General features: G+C 65.6%; 8 protein-coding genes. 3 read left to right on the forward strand and 5 right to left on the reverse strand.

Features of this window, described 5'->3' with window-relative positions; all coding sequences use genetic code 11:
- Window positions 1–191: 191 nt before the first annotated feature.
- The 4 genes from pcaDC to pcaH form a co-directional block, all read right to left on the reverse strand.
- Complete coding sequence (gene pcaDC / locus AC1DS3_RS22610) at window positions 192–1385, reverse strand: bifunctional 3-oxoadipate enol-lactonase/4-carboxymuconolactone decarboxylase PcaDC (protein ID WP_477127984.1); 1194 nt, start codon at window positions 1383–1385, stop codon at window positions 192–194.
- A 109-nt stretch (window positions 1386–1494) separates the two neighbouring features.
- The gene (locus tag AC1DS3_RS22615) at window positions 1495–2871 is read right to left on the reverse strand and encodes a 3-carboxy-cis,cis-muconate cycloisomerase (RefSeq protein WP_441638563.1); all 1377 of its coding nucleotides are present in this window, start codon (window positions 2869–2871) and stop codon (window positions 1495–1497) included.
- Between the two features lie 108 nt (window positions 2872–2979).
- Window positions 2980–3558 carry a protocatechuate 3,4-dioxygenase subunit alpha gene (pcaG, locus tag AC1DS3_RS22620; RefSeq protein WP_416053029.1) on the reverse strand — a complete coding sequence of 193 codons (579 nt, stop codon included), beginning with the start codon at window positions 3556–3558 and terminating at the stop codon, window positions 2980–2982.
- A gap of 3 nt (window positions 3559–3561) precedes the next feature.
- The gene (pcaH, locus tag AC1DS3_RS22625) at window positions 3562–4287 is read right to left on the reverse strand and encodes a protocatechuate 3,4-dioxygenase subunit beta (protein WP_043355917.1); all 726 of its coding nucleotides are present in this window, start codon (window positions 4285–4287) and stop codon (window positions 3562–3564) included.
- 95 nt (window positions 4288–4382) lie between these two features.
- On the opposite strand from pcaH, the gene AC1DS3_RS22630 reads away from it, so the two are divergent.
- On the forward strand, window positions 4383–5333 hold the full coding sequence (locus tag AC1DS3_RS22630; RefSeq protein WP_477127985.1) for a LysR substrate-binding domain-containing protein: 951 nt from the start codon (window positions 4383–4385) through the stop codon (window positions 5331–5333).
- Between the two features lie 7 nt (window positions 5334–5340).
- On the opposite strand, the gene mdtD is transcribed toward AC1DS3_RS22630, so the two are convergent.
- Window positions 5341–6789, reverse strand: coding sequence for a multidrug transporter subunit MdtD (gene mdtD, locus AC1DS3_RS22635; RefSeq protein WP_477127986.1), 1449 nt, complete (start codon window positions 6787–6789; stop codon window positions 5341–5343).
- Window positions 6790–7184: 395 nt separating this feature from the next.
- Between mdtD and AC1DS3_RS22640 the strand changes: the two genes are divergently transcribed.
- Both AC1DS3_RS22640 and AC1DS3_RS22645 read left to right on the forward strand, forming a co-directional pair.
- The gene (locus tag AC1DS3_RS22640) at window positions 7185–15632 is read left to right on the forward strand and encodes a hemagglutinin repeat-containing protein (RefSeq protein WP_477127987.1); all 8448 of its coding nucleotides are present in this window, start codon (window positions 7185–7187) and stop codon (window positions 15630–15632) included.
- On the forward strand, window positions 15629–15936 hold a 308-nt coding region (locus tag AC1DS3_RS22645), incomplete at its 3' end, for a hypothetical protein (RefSeq protein WP_477127988.1). The genes AC1DS3_RS22640 and AC1DS3_RS22645, both read left to right, overlap by 4 nt.

A 15936-nucleotide genomic window follows, 5' to 3' on the forward strand; every position in this document is an offset into this window, starting at 1 on the left:
GCAACCACCGAGGCCCAAACAGCCTGATTGCTCTGCTCCCGGCAGGGCGGCTTTCTTTTCGTTAGTTTTCTTTGCCGGTCAAAGAAAAGTGACCGGCAGCCCCCGCAGGGGGATGTCGTATGGCCCTTGGGTGCAAAAACCATCGCCGCAAACAAAAGCGGTACCCCCCAAAAAACAGGCACCTAGCCCCATTACAAACCCTTCAAATCCCCCTCTGCAAACACCTCCTCCGCCATATGAAAAGCCGAATTAGCCGCCGGCACGCCGCAATAAATAGCAGTCTGCAAGAGCACTTCCTTGACCTCGTCGCGGCTAACCTTGTTGTTCGCCGCGGCGCGCAAATGCAGCTTGAGTTCATCGCTGCGGTTAAGCGCCACCATCATCGCGATGGTGATCAAGCTGCGTGAATGGCGCGGCAAGCCTTCACGGGTCCAGATCTCGCCCCATGCATAACGCGTGATCAGGTTCTGGAACTCTTCGGTCAGCGGGTTGAGCTTGGCCAGCGAGCGATCCACGTGGGCGCTGCCCAGCACCGCGCGGCGCACGGCCAGGCCAGCCTGGTAGCGCTCGCCATCGTTGGCGGGGCGGCTGGCGGGTTGTTGCGCATCGCCGCCCAGGAAGTCCAGCAATGCCTCGGTGAAGCGCGCGGGCTGCTCGCGGTTGGACAAGTGGGCCGCTTCCAGCTCGAGATAACGCGCGCCCGGGATGGCGTCGGCCAGGGCGCGCCCTTCCGCCGCGGTCGTGGACGGGTCCGCGCTGCCGGCAATCACCAGCACCGGCACGGGAATCGTCTTGACCGCTTCGCGCAGGTCGGCGTCGCGCACCGCGGCGCAGTTGGCGGCATAGCCCCGGGCATCGAGGCCGGTCAGCACCTGGCGCAGGTCGTCCAGTTGATTGCCCGCGGCGCTGACGAAGGCAGGCGTGAACMAGCGCTGCAACGAGCCATCCACCAGCGGCGACATGCCGTCGCGCAGCACGCCTTCGATGCGCGTGTTCCACGCTTCGGGCGTGCCGATCTTGGGCGCGGTGTTGGCCAGCACAATGCGTGTGAAGCGCTGCGGTGCGTTCACGCCCAGCCACATGCCGGTGAGGCCGCCCATCGACAAGCCGCAGAAGGCGGCCTTCTGGATCTGCAAGGCGTCCATCAGGGCGATGACGTCGCTGCCCAGTTCCGCCACGCTGCTCGGGCCCGGGGGCAATGCGGACTGGCCGTGGCCGCGGGTGTCGTAGCGCAGGATGCGGAACTGCTGGCCCAGCGCTTCGGCCTGCGGCGCCCACATCGTGTGGTCAGTGCCCAGCGAGTTGGAGAAGATCAGGACGGGCGCGGATGCCGGGCCTTCCAATGTGTAGAAGAGGCGGTTGCCAGCGTGGGTGATGAAGGGCAAGGTGGTCTCCAGAGAATTCGGTTCGCGGTTCAGTGACGTGTGTTCTTGGTGCGTTCTTGGTGTGCTCTTGGTGCGTTCTTCAAGCGCCTGTGGCTAGGTTCCCGGGCGCTCAATGCTGGCCAGCTTCCTGCCGCCAGGCCGCCAGGACCGCATCGACGAATCCCGCTGCCTGCCCGGCGTAATTGGCCGGATCGCAAACCCGGTCCAGCGCCGCCACATCCATCAACCCCGCATGCGCTGCGTCCTCGGCCAGCGTCGCGCCCAGGGCTTCACGCAATGTCGTGCCTTCGGCCACGGCCCGCCGGCAGGCGCCTTCCACCAGGTGATGCGCGGGCAGCCTGCCAATCTTGCCGCCGAGCTCCAGCATGGCGGCTTCCGCCAGGATCAGCCCGTGCGTCACACCCAGGTTGGCGCGCATGCGCGCGGCATCCACCTGCAATCCTCCCACCACTTCCAGCATCTGCCGCAATGCCCCTGCTGCCAGCGTGACGATTTGCGGCAAGGTGTCCCATTCCGCCTGCCAGCCGCCCAGCGCGCGCTCGTGCTCCTGCACCATGCCGGCCAGCATGGTCGCCACCAGCGGCGGCACGCGCACGGCGGCGGTAAGCACAGCGGCGCAGCCAACCGGGTTGCGCTTGTGCGGCATGGTGCTGGAGCCGCCGCGCCCGGGGCCGGCGGGCTCCGCGACCTCGGCGACTTCCGTTTGCATCATCAGCGACACGTCGCGGGCGATCTTGCCCAGCGTGCCGGTGAGCATGCCGAGCGTGGTGGCTACCTCGACCATGCGGTCCCGGTAGGCATGCCAGGGCGTGGGTGCCACCGCCAGCGAGAGCGCGCGGCCAAGCGCCGTTGCCACTTCGGGCGCCGCGGCGCCCAGGCTAGCCAGCGTGCCGGCGGCGCCGCCGAACTGCAGCGTGGCAGCCTGCGCGCGCGCGGCATCGAGGCGGCGCAGGTCGCGGTGCAGGGCGTCGAGCCAGCCGGCGGCCTTGAGGCCAAAGGTGGTGGGCAGCGCGTGCTGCAGCCAGGTGCGCGCCACCATCGGCGTGTCGCGGTGCTGCGTGGCGAGCGCCGCGCAAGCATGGCCAAGGGCCTTGAGATCGGCGTCGACCGCCTGCAAGGCTTCGCGCAATTGCAGCACCATGCCGGTGTCGATCGCGTCCTGGCTGGTGGCGCCCCAGTGCACGTAGCGCGCGGCATGCGCATCGCGCGCGGCCACGCGGGCGGTGAGTTGCTTGACCAGAGGAATGGCAAGGTTGCCGCCTGCCACGGCAGCGGCGGCCAGCGCGTCGAAGTCGATCTCGCCGGCGCGGCATGTGGCGGCGATCGCCTCGGCGGCGTCCGCGGGGATGACCCCGCAGCTGGCTTCGGCGCGCGCCAGCGCGGCTTCAAAATCGAGCATGCGCTGCACGGTTGCCGTATCGGAGAAAGCGGCCAGCGTGGCGGCGCTGCCGAACATCGGGTCGGTCAGTCGGGATGAAGTCGGCATCGAAACAGGTTCGCATCGGGCATGGAAAAAMCCCAGCGCCGGGCCACGATGGGTCCGGYGCCGGGGCTTGGTTCAGCGCGGGCGCGCTGGCAATGGCTGCGCGCAGGATCAGATGTCGAAGAAGACCGTCTCGTCCTGGCCTTGCAGCACTACCTGCCATTGCAGCCTGCCTGCGCCTGCCTGCTGCGCCACCAGCGTGTGGCGGCGCGCGGCGGGCACCTGCGACAACGCCCAGTCGCGTGCGTTGGCCTGCGCTTCGTCCGGGAAGTATAGGCGCGTGGACAAGTGCTTGAGCAGGCCGCGCATGAACAGCGAGACGACGATATGCGGTGCCTGCGGCTGGCCGTCGGGGCCGGGCACGGGGCCTGGCTTGACGGTGACGAAGCGAAAGCTGCCGTCGGGCCCGGTYGGCAGCCGGCCAAAACCGGTGAAGCCAGGCACCAGCGCCGTCTCGGCGCCGTCGCGCGCGTCGTCGGGGTGGCGGTAGCGGCCGGCCGGGTTGGCTTGCCAGATTTCAACCATGCCGTCAGGCACGGGATCGCCCTTGCCGTCGATCACGCGGCCTTCGATCACGATGCGCTCGCCCGTCAGTTCGCTCGCCTCGGCGGTCAGGTCGGCGCGGTCAAGGCCGGACAGGCCGATATGCAGGTAGGGTCCAACGGTCTGGGATGCGGTGGCGTACAACATGGCTTACTCCATCGGCGTGGCATCGCGGCCACGCAGCACGATATCGAAACGGTAGCCGAGCGCGTACTCGGGGACCGTGGTTTCCCAGTCGAAGGTGGACACCAGGCGATCGCGCGCCTTGGCGTCGGGCACGCAATTGAAGATGGGATCGAAGGCGAGCAACGGGTCGCCCGGGAAATACATCTGCGTMACCAGCCGCGTGGCATAAGCGTTGCCGAACAGCGAGAAATGGATATGCTGCGGCCGCCAGGCGTTGTGGTGGTTGCGCCAGGGATAGGCGCCAGGCTTGATGGTCTTGAACTGGTACCGGCCCTGCGCGTCGGTCACCGCGCGGCCTTCGCCGGTGAAATTGGGATCGAGCGGCGCGTCGTGCTGGTCCCGCTTGTGCACATAGCGGCCAGCGGCATTGGCCTGCCAGACCTCGATCAGCGCGTTCGGCACGGGGCGACCGTTTTCATCGAGCACGCGGCCGCTGACCAGGATGCGCTCACCGATGGGTTCGCCGGCGTGGCCGGCGGTGAGGTCGCTGTCGCCATTGCGCACGAACTCGGCGCCGAACAGCGGGCCGGTGACCTCGGACAGGGTCTGGTTCAGCGCCACCAGCGGCTCGTTGGGCGAGCGCAGTGCTGTGGAACCGTAGGGGTCAAAGCGGTATTCCGGCTGGGTGTCCCAGTAGTGGCGGCGATATTGCGCCAGCCCTGGCGGCAGCTTGATGGGCGAGTCGGCCATGATACGTGTCTCCGTGGGGTGGAATTTTCATTACTTTATTTGCAGCTACAGCGCATGTATATTGAGTTTTTAGACTATTTGCATAACTTTTAGATATGCAGCCAACCTTCCGCAACCGTGTCCGCCTGCGCCACCTGCATTGCTTCGTGGCCGTGGCGCAAACCCAGCACCTGGGCCAGGCCGGGGAGCAGCTGGGCCTCAGCCAACCCGCCGTATCGAAGACCCTGACCGAGCTGGAAGCGCTGCTTGGCGCACGTTTGCTAGCCCGCGGCCGGGCGGGCACCGACCTGACCGAGCTGGGCCAGCGATTCTTGCGCCACGCCCTGCGCGTGCTGGAGGACCTGGACGAAGCCGCAGTAAGCGTGACCGGTGCGCACGCCGCGGGCCTTGAGCACATCCGCGTCGGCGCCCTGCCCAGCGTCGTGCCCGACCTGCTTCAGGAAGCCGTGCTGGCCTTTCGCCRCACGCATCCGGACGTGGGCCTGGCGGTGCAGACGGGCATGAACCGCACGCTGATCGACTGGCTGAAAGCCGACGTGCTCGATATCGCCATCGGCCGCATGGACAATCCCACGGTGATGGAGGGGCTCTGGTTTGAAATGCTGGACGCGGAGCCGCTGCTGCTCGCCGTGCGCAAGGGCCACGCGCTGGCGAAAGCCCCCCCTTCCATGGCGGAGCTCATGGCTTGCCAGTTGGTGGTGCCCGCGCAAGGCTCGGCGCCACGGCACAGCGCCGAGAGCCTGCTGGCCCGGCACGGCTTCATGCTGCCGCCGGGCGTGCTGGAAACCTCGGACGCTTACCTGGGCCAGCTGGTCACCCTGAAATCCGACGCCATCTGGCTGGCGCCGCGCTGTGCCATGCGCCAGGCGCTGGAAAGCGGCGAGCTGGTACTGCTGCCCATCTCCGGCCAGGGCAGCGAGGAACCGGTCGGGCTGTTGCGCCAGGGCGGCCGCGAGCTCGGCGCTGCCGCCGAAGCCTTTGTGCAGGACCTGCGCGAGCGCGCCGCGGCACGCTCGCACGGGCTGGCTGGCAAACCCAGGGCATAGCCGGCGGCTACATCTCCGTCGCATCCTCGATGCGCTTGCCGGCCAAACGGGCCACGTCAGGGGACAGTTGCAGGAAGATCCACGCAGAGGCCGAGGTAATCAGCCCCACGCAGATAAACGTGGCGTGGAACGCCGGCAGCGCGCTGGTGGCGCCGTGCCGGTCGAAGGTGCCCTGGAAGGTCGCCAGCAACGCGCCGGCCGAGGTCACCGCCAGGCTCATCGACAGCATCTGCACCATCGACAGCAGGCTGTTGCCGCCGCTAGCCCCGGCCGTGCCAAGATCCTTCAGCGTGACCGTGTTCATGGCGGTGAACTGGATCGAATTGACCGTCCCGAAGATCGCCAGCTGCACCAACACCAGCGCCAGCGGCTGGGTGGGAGAGATCAGCGCGAACGACGCCATCGCCAGCCCCACCAGGAAGGTATTGGTGACCAGCACCTTGCGATAGCCATGACGCTCGATCAGACTCGTGGCAAGCCGMTTGGACGCCATGCCCGCCGCCGTGATCGGCAGCATCATCATGCCCGCCTGGAACGGCGAGTAACCCAGGCTGACCTGCAGCGTCAGCGGGATCAGGAACGGCATGGCGCCGTTGCCGATGCGCGCAAACAGGTTGCCCAGCAGCCCCACGCTGAAGGTATGGATGCGAAACAGCCGCAGCGCAAACAGCGGGCGCCGCCGCCGCGCGGCATGCAGGACATAGGCCGTGAGCGAGGCCATGCTGGCAATCAGCAGCATCAGCACGGTGGCATGCTCGAAGCCAAGCTCCGCCAGGCCATCCAGAGAAAATGAAATCGTCAGCATCGAGATCGCGAGCAACAGGTAGCCGCTCAAATCGAACGGCGCCACCCCATGCAGGCGCGCGTTGGGCATGTAGCGCATGGTGGCCAGCCCCCCCAGCAGGCCCACCGGCACATTGATCAGGAAGATCCAGTGCCAGGAGAAGGTCTGGGTCAGMCAGCCCCCCAGCGTCGGCCCGATCAGCGGTCCCACCATGCCCGGAATCGCCACAAAGCTGAGCGCCTGCAGGTACTGGTCCCGCGGGAACGTGCGCAGCACCGCCAGCCGCCCCACCGGCAGCAGCATCGCGCCACCCACGCCCTGCACCACCCGCGAGACCACCAGCCAGGTCAGGCTATTGGAATAGGCGCATGCCAGCGAGCCAACGACAAACAGCACGATGGCTGTCTGGAAGATGGTGCGGGTACCAAACCGGTCCGCCAGCCAGCCCGASGCCGGAATGAYCACCGCCATGGTSAGSGARTAGGCGATRAYSACCGACTGCATSCGCAGCGGGCTYTCSCCCAGGTTCCTGGCCATCGAAGGCAAGGCCGTATTGACGATCGTGGAATCCAGCGTCTGCATGAAGAAACCGATGGCGACCACCCACAGCATGATCCTGCGGGTGCGGTCGTCGGTGGCGGCGGCGGTGGTGGGAAGAGGCGTGTCTTGCATCGGGATGGGCTGCCCCCGGAACGCAGGTGCGCCGGGAAGATCCGCTGGGTCGCGTACCGTAGCAGTGTAGCGGAGCTTGATGGTGGCGCGCGCGAATTCCTGGACAGCGCCACTCCAGCCACAGGCCTGGCCAGGCCGCCATCCGCTGGCTGAAGTCAGCCTGGCTCGCCTGCCAGAAGCGGCACCCGGCGACCTCGGGACATTCAGCGCTTCATGCCATTCCACTGAGGCTGGATTGAATCGGCGCTTCGGAAATTTCCCGCTTCATTTTCGTACCTGTCCGATTTCAATCCGAATCTCCGCTCGGTATCGTACGTCTGGCCTGGGCCTGGGCCTGGCCCAGCCCCGCTCAAGTATCAACTCGCTTGCATACCCGACTTCTCCCGACACGCAGGATGAACAAGAATATCCATCGCTTGGTTTTCAACGCTGTGCGCGGCATGCTGGTCGCAGTACCGGAACATGCCGCGGGGCGCGGCAAGGGCCGCCAAGGCAACGCCGAACGCAGTGGCCAAGGCTCGGCCTTCGTGCCGGTGCTATGGCTCACCGCGTTGGCAGCCTCGATGATGGGCTTGCCGATGTTGCTGGACCAATCGGTGCACGCGCAATCCTTGCCGATTCAGGTGGACAAGCAAGTGCCTGGGCAGCGTCCGGTGGTGGGGGTGGCGGCCAATGGCGTCCCAGTCGTGAACATTCCCCCGCCCAACCGTAACGGCGGCACTAGCGTCAGTCATTTCATTCAGTACAACGTCGGCCCATCAGGCGTGGTACTGAATAACAGCGGGGCAAACAGCCAGACGCGGATTGCGGGCTGGGTCCAGGGAAACATGATGCTCGGCAACGGCCACGCCGGCAACATCGTGGTCCAGGTCACCCAGCCGAATCCCTCCCGATTGCTTGGCGCACAAGAAATCGCCGGGAACCGCGCCAATCTGATCCTGGCCAATCCGGCGGGGTTGCATTGCTCGGGCTGCGGGGCGATMAACGCGGACCGCTTCACGCTTTCTACCGGACGTCCGGTGTTCGGCGCCGATGGCAGCCTGGCCGGCTTCGACGTGCGGGGCGGCAGCATCGGCATCGGCGGACAAGGCCTGTCCAGCCCGCAGGCGCAGGTCGATCTGCTGGCGCGCTCGATCCACGTCAATGCGCAGCTGTGGGCCAGGCACCTGAATGTGGTCGCGGGTGCCAACCAGGTCGGCTACCAGACCCTGAATGCTACCGCGCAGGCGGGCAACGGCCCTGCCCCGCAGTTCGCGCTCGACGCCTCGGCGCTGAGCTCCATGTATAGCGGGGCGGTCAAATTGATCGGCACGGAACGCGGTGTCGGCTTTCATCTCGGCGGCGGCGTCACCGCCCGCTCGGGCGACATCGTGGTGGACAACAACGGCGACGTGCGTATCGTGCCAGGTGGCCGCCTGCAAGCCGAGGGCAGCGCCTCCGTCACCGGCGCCAACATCAGCAACGCGGGCACCATCACCACGCGCGGCGGCATTGCCGCGGCCACGCCGGGACAACTGAGCAACAGCGGCACCCTGGCCGCCGGCACCGATCTGCTGGCTCAGGCCGACCGCATCGCCAACAGCGGCACCATTGGCGCGGGCGTCGATGCCAATGCCAACGTGACCGGCGCGGGTACGGCCCATCTCGCCGCGCGCACGGCCATCCAATCCCTTGGCACCATCGTGTCCGGCGCCAACACCAGGCTGTCGGCCCCCACGCTGGACCTGTCGAACGGCAAAGTCGTTGCGCACGACACCKCCTATCTGTCGGCGGCGGGTGACATCAACCACCAGAACGCACGGCTGGAAGCCAATGCCGTACAGCTCAACGCTGGCGGCACGGTGGACAATCGCGGCGGCGCCATCGCCGGGGGCGTCCATGGCGGAGCCGTCCAGGGCGCGAACATCCTGAACCAGGATGGCGCCATCACCAGTAGCGGCACACTCGGCGTGAGCGCGGCGCAGGCCGTGGACAACACGGGCGGCACCATCGCCGGGACCAGTGCCACCACTGTCGCGGCCGCCGGCACCGTCAATCGCGGCGGCGTCATCGGGTCGGTACAAGACAAACTACAGGTGACCGGAGCGCTGGACAACACCAGCGGCAAGGCGCTCGCCACCACCGATATCACCCTGACGGGCGGCCCCATCATCAACGGCCATGGCCAGATCTCGGCCGGGCAAACGCTGACGGCAGACACCGGCGGGCAGGCGCTGGTGAATACCCTGGGCGTGATCGCGGCGGGCAACATCCAGGCCAGCGCCGGCGCCGGCGCCTTTGACAACCGGGACGGCATCGTGTCAGGACAAGAGGCGCTCACCGTTACCGGCACGGCACTGGACAACACCGGCGGCAAGATGGTGGCAGGCGGCCCGCTGGCCATGTCCGGCGACAGCCTCAGCAACACTGGCGGCCAGGTCGCGTCGAACAGCGATGTCAAGGTGCGCATCGCGGCTACCCTCGACAACACGGCAGGCTTCATCCGTGCCGGTGGCACCCTGGACGCGCAGGCGGGCACCATCCTCAACCGCGACACCCTCTCCGGCACCGACGCAGCCCCGAAGGGCATGGAGGGCGCCAACGTCAGGCTGGCTGCCCATGCCATCGACAATGCCCAGGGCGCGCTGCGCGCCGATGCCTCGCTTGCCGCCAATGCCGCGACGCTCGGCAACACCCGTGGCGAAATCACCGCCGGAGGCACGGCGCAGCTCAATGTGGAGGCCATCACCAACACCGATGGCCTGCTGGCCGCCAACCAGGCGCTGGGCATCAAGGGCAACAGCCTCACCGGGGATGGCTCGCTGCAATCCCATGCGGGCGACGTCACCGCGATCCTGCAAACCGATTTCCGCAACACCGGCACAGTGACCGCGGCGCGGGATCTCRACATCCTGATCGAGGATGCCCAGGGCAATGCTGTCGGCGATATCACCAATGATGGCAAGCTGGAGGCAGGCCGCGACGCCGATGTCCACGGGCGCAACGTCACTAACTCGGGCGAGATGTCCGGCCGGGTCTCCAACACCGTCCGCGCCGGTCAGGCGATGCTCAACAAAGGCCTCATCGACGGCGGCGCCGTGCGCATCCTGGCCGGCACCACCGTCACCAACATCGACCGCATCTTTGGCGACTCGGTGGCCATCGGCGCCGGCCAGCATATCCTGAACGACATCAACCCCGCCACCAGCCAGGGGGCCGTGATCGCTTCGCGCAGCGGCGKCATCGAGCTGGGCGCCCCGGAGATCGTCAACCGCGAGCACGCGCTGGTCTACTCGTCGCAAGACCTGAACGTGGGCCGCGCGCTGGATGCCAGCGGCAAGGCAACCGGCCAGGCCGATGCGCTCACCAACGCCTCGGCCACCATCGACGTGGCGGGCGGCGCCAACTTCAATGTTGCCGCCCTTGCCAACCGCAACGACCACTTCCGCACCGAACGCACCGATACCGGAACAGTGCATGCGTTCTACTATCGGCTAGATGGCAGCGCCGAGAAAATCGACCCAAGCACTGCGATGCTCGTGCTGCCAACGGCATCGGGTGCCATATTTGGCCACATCGCCAGTCACGGCGATGACCTGGCCTACCTCGGCGACGACGACTACAAGCGCCTGCTCCTGCCTTCGGCCCAGTACCCCTTCAGCGTGTTTGGCCCCCCGTTCGACTGGGCCCGCCAGGCCGATGGCACGCCGGGACAGAACGACAGCCGCTCCTCCGGTCCAAACTGGCCCGTGGGCCTGGCGATGCTGCCGTTCGCGCCGGACGCGCATGGCAGCCTGGAAGCCGATCATTTTGTCTACAAGGCTGACGACCCGATCTGGGACAAATTCGGGATGGCCCGGCCCGGCGCGCTGCCTCCCGTACCCTCCCCCTGCCTGGATGGATCGCCAGTGGCCTGCCATACGCAATACCGGGCTGATCTGGTTGCCTACCATGCCGCAAAGGCTGCCAGCAAACCGCTTTACGAAGCCCTGAATGGCAAGATCCAGGCATTCAACAGCGACTATCAGGGGCGGCTGGTGAAGTCCTGGACTATCGAACGGCGTGACACCCGCGTGCAGGACGAGGTTGTCGCCCACACCGATCCCGCCCGCATCCTGGTGGGCCGCAACGCCAACTTCACTGGCGCGGTCACCAACGACAAAAGCCAGATTCTCGTTGGCGGCACGCTTGCTGCCGGTGACGGCAGCGGCGGAGTCAACAACCTTGCGTACGATGCGACACGCATGGAGGACACGACCGGCACCAGCCAATACACCCGCCCATGCAAGCGCGGCCGTTGCTACGACAACATGGGCGTGCCAGCGGTACATCTGGAAATTCCGAACCAGCTCGCCAAGGGTGAAGCGCTGGAATACCAGGTTGTGAACGGCACTGGCACGATCGTGGCGGACAAGGCCGGCACCGGCCCGATCGCCGCCGCGCCGACGCTCACGCAGATCTCGCTCGGCACGGGGGCCGGAGGCCGCCTGGGCGGCGACGTCATCCGGGCCATCTCGCCGTCGCTGGCAATGCCCGACAACGCGCTCTTCAAGATTCACGGCGAGCCGGGCACGCCTTACCTGATCGAGACCGACCCGCGCTTCACCAACCAGCGCCAGTGGCTGTCCAGCGATGTCATGCTCACGCAACTGGGCCAGGACCCCACCCACGTGCTCAAGCGCCTGGGCGACGGCTACTATGAAGCCCGCCTGGTGGCCGATGCCGTGATGCTGGGAACCGGCCAGCGCTTCGTGGGCGACTACACCGACAACGAGGCGCAATACAAGGCGCTGATGCAGTCAGGCGTCGAGTTCGGCAAGCAGTTCCACCTGAACGTGGGCACTGGGCTGACGGCGGACCAGATGCGCGCGCTCACCACCGACATCGTATGGCTGGTCGAGAAGACGGTCACCCTGAAGGACGGCACCACCCAGCGCGTGCTGGTGCCCCAGGTCTACCTGAAGGTGCGCGAGGGCGACCTGAAGGGTGACGGCACCCTGATGGCCGCGCGCGATACCGTCATCCAGAGCGATGGCGACGTGAAGAACACGGGCACCATCGCCAGCCGCGGCGTGACGCTGATCGACGCGGCCAATATCCACAACGGCGGCGCGCTGTCGGCGCGCGTCATGGGGCTGAGCGCCAGGCAGGACATCAACAATCTCGCCGGACATATCACGACGGGTCAGCTGGCAGCCACGGCAGGCCGCGACATCAACCTGACCACCACCACCGCCTCCGGAGCCGGCGGCAGCGGCAACMTCGCGGGCAGCCGCGCCGTGATCGCCGGCATCTCCAGCGTGGCGGCTGACAACGCCACCTTCGTGGCCGGGCGCGATATCAACACCAAGGCCGCGAACATCCAGGCCACCGGCAGCGTGGGCATGGCGGCGGGCCGCGATATCCACCTTGGCACGGTCGAGGTCAGCGAATCAGAACGCCTCTACAAAGACGCAAAAAACAATGCAGCGGTATCGCGCAGCGCGGAAATCGGCACGCAGGTCACGGCGGGCAAGGACACGACCCTGAGCGCCGGGCGCGACGTGAACGCCACCGCCGCGTATGTCAGCGCAGACGGCGCACTGGCCGTGGGCGCGGGACGTGACATCAACGTCAAGGCCGGTCAGGCAGCGAGTTCCGTACGCGACGAGCACGCCTACCAGGAAAGCGGCTTCCTGTCGAAGACGTCCACCCATACCATCGATGCCAACAGCCAGACCGAGGCGCTGGGCAGCACCTTCTCCGGCGACACGGTGGCCATGGCGGCAGGACGTGACCTGGCCGTCGCKGGCAGCACCGTGGCGGCCACGCACGACGCGAGCCTCGGCGCAGGGCGCGACCTGACCATCGGCACCACCGAGACCACCTCGTCCGCCTACACCTACAAGGAAGAGAAGAATTCGGGGTTCGGCGCCACCGGCTCCGGCCTTTCGTACGGCAACCGCGCCCAGAAGGACACCACCAACGACAACGGCACGCAGCAGGTGGGGAGCCTGGTAGGCAGCACGGACGGCAGCGTCCGCATGAATGCGGGCAGCACCCTCACGGTCACCGGAAGCGACCTGATCGCCAAGCAGGACATCACCGGCGTGGGCGCGGATGTCAACATCGAAGCCGCGCAGAACCGCCAGCACCACGACGAAACCCACGAGGTCAAGCAAAGCGGCTTCACGCTGGGCGTGTCGGGTGGCGCCATCGGCGCGGCCATCGCCGCCGGGAACAAGGTCAACTCGGCCAGTCAAAGCCAGGACGGCCGCGCGGCCGCGCTGTGGGGGATCGCCGCCGCGCGCGACATTGCCGACACCGGCAGCGCATTGGCGCAGGCCGGCGGCACCCCCCTGGCAGGCGCCGCCGTTACGCTCTCCTGGGGCACCAGCCATAGCAAGCAGACCATGACGCAGGACGCCACCCGCCACAACGGCGCCAACATATCGGCAGGCGGCACAGCGGCCTTCGCCGCGACGGGCGTGGATGCCAACGGCAACCAAACGGCGGGCAACCTCAACATCGCCGGCTCGAACATCGACGCCAACAAGGTGGCGCTGGGAGCCAGGCACGATATCAATATCGTTTCGGCCACCGACACCAACGAGAGCCACAGCACCAACAAGTCCAGCAGCGCCAGCGTCGGCGTATCGTATGGCCTTGGCCCGGACAACGCCGGCTTCGGCGTATCGGCCTCCGCCTCCAAGGCAAAGGGCAACTCGGACAGCCAAGGCGTCTCGCAAGCCAACAGCCACGTGAGCGGCCGGGAGTCCGTCACCCTTGCATCGGGTAACGACGCCAACATCCTCGGCACCACGGTCAGCGGCAGCAAGGTGATCGCAGACGTGGGCGGCAACCTGAACATCGCCAGCCGCCAAGACACCGAGGAAATGCACGCCAAGCAGGAAAGCATGAGCGGCGGCTTCAGCATCAGCCAGGGCGGTGGGTCCGCCAGCTTCTCCGCATCCAAGGGCAAGGCCAATGGCAGCTATGCCAACGTCAGCGAGCAGTCCGGCATCCATGCCGGCAAGGACGGCTTCGATATCACCGTCAAGGGCAATACCGACCTGAAGGGCGCAGTCATCGCCAGCGCGGCAGGCAAGGACAAGAACAACCTGACCACCGGCACGCTCACCTGGAGCGACATCGCCAACCATTCCGACTACAGCGCAACTTCCGCAGGCCTCTCCGCAGGCGGGGCATTTGGCGCACCCAATGGCCAGCGCAACAGCGGCCAGACTTCCGGCAAGAACACCGGCGGCATCAACCCGATGATTCCGCAGCACGAGAGCGGCAGCCAGGACGGCGCCGCACGCAGCGCAATCGCCGACGGCACCATCACCATCAAAGACCAGGCCAACCAGAAGCAGGAGCTGGCCAGCCTGAAACGGGACACCGCCGGCACCAACAGCACGGTCGGCAAGAACCCCAATCTGGACCAGGTACTGAACAAACAGTCCGACACGATGGCCGCCGCCCAGGCCGCTGGCGAGGCGGTAGCCAAGACAGTGGGCGACGTCGCCGGCACCAAGGAGAAGCAAGCCCGTGCGAATGCCAAAGCCGCCCACGACGCCGGGAATACCGAACTGGAAAACAAGTACCTTGCCGACGCCAAGAACTGGGAGGAAGGCGGCGACTACCGCGCAGTGCTGCACGCCGCAGGCGGCGCGCTTGTTGCGGGCCTGGGTGGCGGCAACGCGCTGGCCGGCGCCGCAGGTGCGGGCGCATCGTCGCTGGCCGCGCCCAAGCTTCAGGCGCTTGGCAATGCGGTATCAGAGAGCGTCGATACCGGTAATGCCGGGTTGAATGAGGCGCTCGGCAACGTGGCGGCCAATATCGCAGCGGGTGGCTTTGGTGCCATCGTGGGTGGCGGATCGGGGGCGGCGACGGCGGCGAATGTGGATCGGTTCAATCGGCAGTTGCATCCGGATGAACAGAAGTGGATCAAGGACAATGCCAAGCGCTTCGCTCAGCAACTCAACGGCGGGCGAGCTCCGTCCGACACCCAGGTCATTGACGCAGAGCAGCGCCTCGCACAACAGGGGTTTCGTCAAGTGCAAAATGGTGCTGKCGGTATTTGGGACCAAGCTGCGAGCGGCTTCTTGAGTCAGGCGCACATGATGCTCCCTGCCGATCCTTCTTGCGCTGCATGCGGAATTAGCTACTCGTTCCATCCGACCGCTGCGCAAAAGGCCAACACTGACATGTATGCCAACTATCTTCCGCAGGACAGGAACAGTAATTTCTACGTGCAGAATGGCCTCACTCAGCCAACTATCGCGGCTGTTGGTGCAGCTAACCAGCGAGCGCAGACGATTAACAATTTGATGGGAGCCGGTACGATCGCGGCACCGGTCGGAGCTGTGCTTGCCATTGGCGGCCCCATTGCGACAACCGTTGGTGGGGCATTGGGATATTCGGTTATCGGCTTCTCTGCAGGCAGCGGTATGGATGCGGCCGGCACGTATGCCCAAAGCGGGACAGTGAGGCCGATGCAATCGCTCTTTGCGGGAACCGTCGCGGCGATTGCTACGCCTATTGCAGCCCCTATGAATCTGGCTGGGAATATGGTCGTGGCCGGAGCAGCGGGAGCGACAACAACACTATTTAATAACAGCTACTATGGAGAGTCGAATAGCCCCTATTATTCCGGCGCAATGTGGGCACTCGGTGGYGCACTGGGATATAACGCCGCGATTGGCGCTGGAAAAATCACTGCAGCGACATTACCAAGAATTCTATATCCGGGCGGCATAAATCCAAACCTTCCAATTCTATTGCAAGGCACTCGAAACATGCTCCCCGGAAATATCACAACCACAACAGGTGCTGCAGTAGGATCGTGGCCAGCATTCGTTCCCGGCAAGGAGTTGAAGTGAAAAACGTTGTTAGGAAAATTAATGGTTTTTTCTCAAATCCTGGGTGGACCGGAATTGCGACTCGATCTCTATTCTCTATAGCAACCATGATATCAATTCATTGGCTAAGAGATTCAGTTTCTTGGATATCAACAAATATACTACATGACAATTTTTCCATAACTGACAGCACACACAATCGCGCCGTTTTTATAATTACCGCACTTGGTACATTATCCTTGATTATTGAGGCAACGTACGGAATAATACTTTTAATAAAGAACAAAAACTCCGCAGACTCATTCCGTCGACATCAACCTAGGAT

Source organism: Cupriavidus sp. 01L46 (genome assembly GCF_056399905.1).